Annotated in this window: 6 protein-coding genes and 2 pseudogenes; 6 read left to right on the top strand and 2 right to left on the bottom strand. The window is 66.7% G+C overall.

The genetic code is table 11. From position 1 onward, the window contains the following. The 4 genes and pseudogenes from DIE02_RS35060 to DIE02_RS35045 form a co-directional block, all read left to right on the top strand. Window positions 1-222, top strand: a pseudogene (locus DIE02_RS35060) (virulence factor); the annotation flags it as partial. A gap of 71 nt (window positions 223-293) precedes the next feature. Beyond that, entirely contained in the window at window positions 294-551 is a 258-nt protein-coding gene (locus DIE02_RS35055) for a PAAR domain-containing protein (RefSeq protein ID WP_124489858.1), read from the top strand. A gap of 18 nt (window positions 552-569) precedes the next feature. Then, window positions 570-884 carry a TrfB-related DNA-binding protein gene (locus DIE02_RS35050; protein ID WP_044848364.1) on the top strand — a complete coding sequence of 105 codons (315 nt, stop codon included), beginning with the start codon at window positions 570-572 and terminating at the stop codon, window positions 882-884. Window positions 885-1,153: 269 nt separating this feature from the next. After that, window positions 1,154-2,638, top strand: a complete 1,485-nt coding sequence (locus DIE02_RS35045; protein WP_124524209.1) for an aminotransferase class V-fold PLP-dependent enzyme — start codon at window positions 1,154-1,156, stop codon at window positions 2,636-2,638. Window positions 2,639-2,890: 252 nt separating this feature from the next. Here the strand turns inward: DIE02_RS35045 and DIE02_RS35040 are convergent, their stop codons facing one another. After that, complete coding sequence (locus tag DIE02_RS35040) at window positions 2,891-4,006, bottom strand: DJ-1/PfpI family protein (RefSeq protein ID WP_124530298.1); 1,116 nt, start codon at window positions 4,004-4,006, stop codon at window positions 2,891-2,893. Between the two features lie 88 nt (window positions 4,007-4,094). On the opposite strand from DIE02_RS35040, the gene DIE02_RS35035 reads away from it, so the two are divergent. Together DIE02_RS35035 and DIE02_RS35030 are read left to right on the top strand one after the other, a co-directional pair. After that, window positions 4,095-5,105, top strand: a complete 1,011-nt coding sequence (locus tag DIE02_RS35035) for a GlxA family transcriptional regulator (RefSeq protein ID WP_124530297.1) — start codon at window positions 4,095-4,097, stop codon at window positions 5,103-5,105. A gap of 408 nt (window positions 5,106-5,513) precedes the next feature. Further along, window positions 5,514-7,046, top strand: a complete 1,533-nt coding sequence (locus DIE02_RS35030) for an amino acid permease (protein WP_124489854.1) — start codon at window positions 5,514-5,516, stop codon at window positions 7,044-7,046. A gap of 122 nt (window positions 7,047-7,168) precedes the next feature. Here the strand turns inward: DIE02_RS35030 and glyA are convergent. Beyond that, window positions 7,169-7,486, bottom strand: a pseudogene (gene glyA, locus DIE02_RS35025) (serine hydroxymethyltransferase); the annotation flags it as partial.

The following is a 7,486-nucleotide window of genomic DNA, read 5'->3' as shown; positions in this document are numbered from 1 at the left end:
CTCGCAATCGGCCGGATCAACCACTTCGGCGGCAACGCCTTGGTCGCCGGCACGACCGACCCCGAGCACCCCGTCGCCGTCGTCGTCAGACCACCATCGAAGCTCACGCCGATCGATCCGGACCAAGACTGGTTCCGCGCACGCGGCGGCAACAATGCGTACCTCCCCTGGTGGGGACGCCGACACGACACCGACTACGGCATGCAAGGCTATTCGTGGTGATGCAAACCAGCACCGCGGCATGTGGCGAGTAAAACGCCGATGCCGCGCGAATCATCGAGAGGACAAGTCATATGCGAGGAATCATCCGGGTAGGCGACAGCCATACCCACGGCGGCCGGGTCGAGTCCGGCGCCGACATCAGCAAGGTCATGGGGCGCGCGGTCGCGCGCTTCGGCGACACGTGTTCGTGTCCGATCCACGGCACCTGCACGATTGCCGCCGGCGACGCTGCCTTCAACGTCGAAGGTCGGCCCGCCGCATTCGACGGTCACAAGACTTCGTGCGGCGCGACGCTCGTTTCTTCCATTCCGAACTCCGGGCGCCCCTGAATGCTGAAGACACGACGCATGACCGCCGAACAGTTCCAGCTGCTGCGGCTTCAAGATACCCGGATCAAACCGTTGAACCAATGGGCCCTGCACGAGATTTTCGTGAAGGGCCGCCCACAGCGCGAGCTGGCCGCGAAACTGGGTATGAACCGCTCGGCAATGTCGCAGCTCGTTCGCAAGGCGTGGCAGCGGTATCTGGAACTACCGGGCAACGTCACGCACCTCACCACGCTCACGATTACGATCCCGACGAAATATGAGCAAGCGCTGCATGCCTGGGTGCAGGACGCGCATCGTTTATCGAATCAGCCCGATCAAGACGAGTTGACGTGATCGACGCGCCCCCTCAAGGCGTTCACGGACATCCGATACGTCGCAGGCAGGCCGGGCAACGCCCATCCGCAGCGCCCGGCCGCGCCGGCATCCGCATGAACAATTCCCGATCTTCCGTCAGGTCCAGACGAAAACAAATTCCCCTGTATCAAACAAAAAGAAAACGTTATTCCACATCGCTCTGAATTCACAGCCAACTTTGGATCCTTTTTCCCCGTCCTCCCTCGTATCATTTCTCCCATTCCGAAGAGAAAGAACCAGAGAAGGACATGAGCGATACCACCCCGCTGCACTACCTCGACTACGCAGCCACCACCCCTGCGGACCCCCGCGTGATCGAAGCGATGACGGCCTGCCTCGGTGCCGACGGCATCTTCGGCAATCCCGCGTCGAGTTCGCACGCCGCCGGCCGGCTCGCGAAGGAAAAGGTCGAGCACGCACGCGCGCAGGTCGCCGCGCTGATCGGCGCGCAGGCCGACGAGATCGTCTGGACGTCGGGCGCCACCGAATCGAACAACCTCGCGCTGAAGGGCTATGCGGAAGCCGCGACCGGCAAGCGCCACCTCGTCACGAGCCGCCTCGAACACAAGGCGATCCTCGACACGATGGCGAACCTGTCGAAGCGCGGCATGACCGCGACCTACCTGACACCCACCGCCGACGGCGAAATCACCGTCGACGCCGTGGCCGCGGCGATCGGCCCCGATACGGGCCTCGTGTCGCTGATGCTCGTCAACAACGAACTCGGCACGCTGACCGACATCGGCGCGATCTCGCGCATCGTGCATGCGGCCGGCGCGCTGCTGCACGTCGACGCCGCGCAGGCGCTCGGCAAGACGCCGATCGACGTGCGCGCGCTCGGCATCGACCTGCTGTCGATGTCCGCGCACAAGGTGTACGGCCCCAAGGGCATCGGCGCGCTGTTCGTCCGCCGCGAGATCGCCGAGCGCATCGCGCCGCAGATCCACGGCGGCGGGCACGAGCGCGGCCTGCGCTCGGGCACGCTCGCGACGCACCAGATCGTCGGGATGGGCGTGGCGTGCGAACTGGCCGCCGAGAAACTCGAGCGCGAAGCCGCGCGGATCGCGGCACTCAGTGCACGCCTGAAGGACGCGCTGCTCACGCTCGGCGACATCACGCACAACGCGGCAGCGGCGCGCCGCATCCCGCACACGCTGAGCCTCACGGTGAACGTGCCGGGCTTCTTCCCGTTCATGCTCGGCGATGCGCTCGCCGTGTCGTCGACCTCCGCATGCAACTCGACCAGCGGCGCGCCGTCTCACGTGCTGACCGCGATCGGCCTCGACGAGCAAGCCGCGGGCCGCACGGTGCGGATCAGCTTCGGCCGCTTCACGACGGAACAGGACGTCGATTTCGCGATCGCATGTTTCGCGCGCGCGCTCGAGCAATGCCGGGCCGCGGCAGCGACCGGGTTCACCGCGTCGCGACAGATCACGCCGGCGGACCTGAAAGCGATCCGCAGCGCCGGCTTTCGCGCGGTGATCTGCAACCGGCCGGACGGCGAAAGCGCCGATCAACCGGCATTCGAGGCAATCGCCGCCGCTGCGCGCGAACTGGGCCTCGACGCGCGCTATCTGCCGGTCGAACGCGACCGGATCGGCGATGCGGAAGTCGACGCGTTCGGCGCGCTGGTCGATGCGCTGCCGAAGCCGGTGCTCGCCTATTGTCGAAGCGGAAGCCGCGCCGGGATGCTGTGGAACCGGCTGACGGCGCGGCGGACGGCAACGGTCTGAGCGCTACCCGCATGTAAGAAGCATCGCGCGCGTCCACGTTCATGCTCGAAACCGACGTTTCGACGCGTGGCCGCCCGGGCGTCGCGATCAAACGCCGAATGCAAGTCGGTGGAAAGCGCGAAGTGCGCGCGATGTGCTGCGCGCATGTCCGCTGGCACCGGCCGGGCTCGTCGATCGCGACATCGTCCGCCCGGGCCTTTTCCGGCGTCGAAGGCACGGTTTGCGCCGGGCAACGCGCAAGCCCGGCACCCGCTACCTCGCATACTCCAGTTGCAGCGCCACCCAGTCCGACGTCGCGTCGCCGTAGCTCGCCGCGACGTCGCCGAGCACACCGGGCAGCACCGCGTCGCCGCGCCGCCCGTCCGGAATCGTCACGCGCGCGTGGCCGGCATCGGCCGGTTGCGTCAGCAAGCGCAGCCCGTGCTTCGATTCGATCACGTGCGCGTCCGCCGTTGCGACGATGTCGCTGCGCCACGTCCGCGCCCACGCATCCGCGGTGAGCGCAACCGGAAGTTCGTCGAATCCGCTCGCGACAGGCAGATCGAAGGTCCGATGCCGCCAGAACGCGACGCGATTCGTCAGTGCGGTCGCCACGGCACGTGCGGTCAACCCGAACCGGCTGCCGTCGTGAACGTCGCTCCATCCGTGCGCGCCGATGTTGCGTGCCGTTTCGCGCGCGGCCACCGGCCCCGCCAGCGCATTCACCAGCGCAAGCGACGCGGGAATCGACGCCGACACGCCGCTCGTCGTCATCACGTTGCCGTCCATCACGTAGCGGCGATCGTCGACCCACGCCGTTTCGGCAAAACGGCGACGCAGCCCGTCGCGCGAATACCAGTGCGCGGTCGCGATGCGATCGCGCAGCAGCCCGGCGTTCGCGAGCACGGCCGCGCCATCGCAGATCGCCACCATCGTGGCGCCGGCAGCGGCCTGTTTGCGCAGCCACGCGAGCACGGCCGGCCGGTCGGCACGATGCAAGGCCGGCACGATCACGACGTCCGCGCCGAGGGGCACGTCCACGTCGAACCGGTCGAACGTCGTATCGGCCAGGATCCGCAGCGCGGGCATCAGTTCGACCGCGCCGGCGTCGGCCGACACGGCCACGACATCGGCCGCGCCCGACGCCTTCAGAATCGCGTACGGAACGATGAAATCGGTCGTCTCCGTTCCGGCGTTGTCCGCGACGATCGCAACGAGCGGCCGCGTGCGGCCCGCCTTCGGTGCGTTCACGCTCAGCGTTTGCGTGACCGTTCGTGCGCCGTGCGCGGCCGACGGCCCCGACTGCCCCGACATGCACGCGCCCAGCACCGCGCATACGAGCAGCGCCACCGCCACGCGCATCGCCCCGTTTCTGTTCCATTCCCGCATCGCCCACCCGCGTCAATCGATTGCACGTGCGGAAAATTACAAGGATCATGCACGCGGTCACAAGGACAACTCCACCGCACTTTCCGCCATGCCCCAGTCAACCGGTCCGGCACGCGACATCGTCGTCGTCGGCTTCGAAGGCGTCCAGTCACTCGACATCACCGGCCCGATGGAAGTGTTCGCGGTCGCGAACCGCCATCTTCCCGGGCATGTCCCGCCCTATCGGCTCACGCTCGCATCGCAACACGGCAACGACATCGTCACGCACGCGGGCCTGCGTCTTGCCGGCCCGACCGCGCTTGCGGCGTTGCCCGAGCCCATCGACACGATCATCGTCGCAGGCGGCAGCGAAGCGGCGCTGCGGCACGCGGCGTCGAACGCCGGCGTGCTGCCCTGGCTGCGCACGCGGATCGCGAGCACGCGGCGGATCGCAAGCATCTGCACGGGCGCGTTCGTGCTCGCCGCGGGCGGATGGCTGGACGGCAAGCGCGCCACCACGCACTGGAATCAGTGTGCGACGCTGCAGGCGCTTTGCCCCGACGTGCGGGTCGAGCCGGATGCGATCTACGTGAGCGATCCGCCGTTTCATACGTCGGCCGGCGTGACGGCCGGCATCGACCTGTGTCTCGCACTCGTCGAGGCCGACTGCGGCGCGCCGACCGCGCTCGCGGTCGCGCGCGAGCTCGTGCTCTTCATGCACCGTCCCGGCGGACAGGCGCAGTTCAGCGTCGGTCTCGACATCCAGGCAAACGCGACGCCACCGATCCGCGCGCTGCTCACGTCGATCGCCGACGACCCGACCGGCGATCTCGGCGTCGCCGCGCTGGCCGCGCGCCTGCACATGAGCGAGCGCACGTTTGCGCGCAATTTCCTCAAGGAGACGGGGCTCCCGCCCGCGCAATTCGTGCTGGCCGCACGCGTCGAGCGCGCGAAGGCGCTGCTGGAGCGGGCAGACTGGCCGCTCGAACGGGTCGCGCAACGTTCGGGGTTCGGCAGCGTGGATGCGCTGCAACGTGCATTCGCGAAGCGGGTCGGAATATCGCCGCGCGACTACCGTGCGCGGTTCGGACGGAAACCCGGCAAGCAGCAAGCCGAGTAGGCCGCTCCAGGTTCCCTGCCGGGCCGACTCACGGGATTGCGACACGGGGCGCGGTCGACTTCAGAAAGCGATTGCGGGCCATGTCGCCCTTCACGGGAGCGCACTTTTTCCCCGGCTGTCGCATTTCGACAAGTACGGATCATCCCGATCCGCATGGATTCCTTACAAATATTCAGCCCGCCACGCGATGCCCCCGAACGGTGCACCCGTCCGGAGTTTCGCCGGATTGCCGAAATCCGATATCGCCGCGAGATTTGGCTTCATACCGTTCCGTATCGGACCGGATACGCGATCGCCATCGATGCATGACAACGCGTGCCCGCCGACGAATTCCAGGAGCGGGCCGCAGCACCGGGCCCGGGCAGCGATGACGGTCCTGCCTCGCAGGACATACGTGACGGAGCGAATATGGATGCGAAAATCCAGCCTGATGCAGGTATCGACAGCGACGTAAGCCTCCTCCACAAGATGGGATATGCGCAGGAGCTGTCGAGACGCATGAACGGCTTCTCGAACTTCGCCGTGTCGTTTTCGGTGATCTGCATTCTGTCGGGCGGCATCACCGCGTTTCAACTGGCGTTCTCCGCGGCCGGCGGCGCCTCGGTCGGCCTCGGCTGGCCGCTCGGCTCGCTGTTCGCGCTGATCGTCGCGGTGTCGATGTCGCAGATCGCGTCTGCGTTTCCGACCGCCGGCGGCCTTTATCACTGGGGCGCGATCCTCGGCGGGAAGAAATGGGGGTGGATGACGGCGTGGCTCAACCTGATCGGCCTGATCTTCGTGATCGCGGCGATCAACTTCGGCACCTACGATCCGTTCTTCAAGACGCTGATCGCACCGATGTTCGGCGTCGGTCCGGACAGCCTGACGTGGTGGCATCAGACCGCGTTCATCACGGTCATCACGATTTCGCAGGCGATCCTGAACGCACGCGGCATCCGGATCGCGAGCAAGATCACCGACCTGTCCGGCTACCTGATCTTCGTCGTGACGATCGCGCTGGTCGTGTCGCTGCTGGTCTACTCGCCGGTCACGTTCGACCTGCATCGGCTCGTCACCTTCACCAACTACACGGGCGTCGACGGCGGCGCCTGGCCGAAGCAGACCACGCCGCTCGCGTTCCTGTCCGGCCTGCTGCTGGTGACCTACACGATCACCGGTTTCGACGCGTCCGCGCATACGTCGGAAGAAACGCACGACGCGGCGAAGAACGTGCCGCGCGGCATCATCGGCTCGGTGTTCTGGTCCGCGGTGTTCGGCTACGTGATGGTGTGCACGTTCGTGCTGGTCATGCCCGACCTGACCGCCGCGATGAAACAGGGCACCGGCTTCTTCGAAGCGATCCTCGCACCGATCCCGAAGACCTTGCGCGTCTGCCTCGAGCTCGCGATGTTCTTCATCAACTACGTGTGCGGGCTCGCCGCGATCATGTCGACGTCGCGGATGATGTACGCGTTCGCGCGCGACGGCGGGCTGCCTGCGTCGAAGCTGCTGCGCAGCGTGAATCACAATCACCGGACGCCCGGCCCGGCAATCTGGACCTGCGCGGTGCTCGCGATCGTCGTCACGCTGTACGGCGACGCGTTCTCGGTACTGAGCGCGGGCAGCGCCGTGTTCCTGTTCATCTCGTATGCGATGCCGATCGGTTCCGGGATGCTCGCCGAAGGGCGCACGTGGACCGAAAAGGGCCCGTTCCAGCTGGGCATCTGGTCGAAGCCGTGCGCGCTGCTCGCGCTGGTGGGCGCGTGCGTGCTCGCGTACGTCGGCATCCAGCCGCCGAACGAGAAGGTGCTCTACGTGCTCGTCGCGTTCGTGGGCGTGCTGATGGTGATCTGGTACGGGTTCGGCGTGCGCAAGTCCTTCGCCGGGCCGCCGGTGCTCAAGGACACGCGCAACGACGAGCGGATTCGCGAACTCGAGGCGAACGTCGATCCGACCGTGTGACGCGACACCGGTTCGCGCACAGCGCAAAAAAATCCGGCTCGCGGTGTGCGAGCCGGATTTTTATATCGCTTCGGAACGAGCGAGGTTCAACCGCGTCGGCAGTCGAACCCGATTGCCGCGTCTCAGCCGTAGACCGGGAAACGCTGGGTCAACTCCGCGACCAGACCGCGTACGCGTTCGATCGTCGCGGCATCTTCCGGTGCTTCCAGCACGTCGGCGATCAGGTTGCCGACCTTCTCCGCTTCCGCCGGACCGAAGCCGCGCGTCGTCATCGCAGGCGAACCGAGGCGGATGCCGCTCGTCACGAACGGCTTTTCCGGATCGTTCGGGATCGCGTTCTTGTTCACCGTGATGTGCGCAGCACCGAGCGCCGCTTCCGCTGCCTTGCCCGTGATGTTCTTCGCGCGCAGGTCCACCAGCATCACGTGGCTTTCGGTGCG

It is taken from the genome of Burkholderia sp. Bp8991 (assembly GCF_003853795.1).
In the GTDB taxonomy this organism is placed as follows: Bacteria; Pseudomonadota; Gammaproteobacteria; order Burkholderiales; family Burkholderiaceae; genus Burkholderia.
The sequence above is the reverse complement of the archived record's forward strand: the minus strand, read 5'-3'. Positions and strand labels throughout refer to the sequence as shown.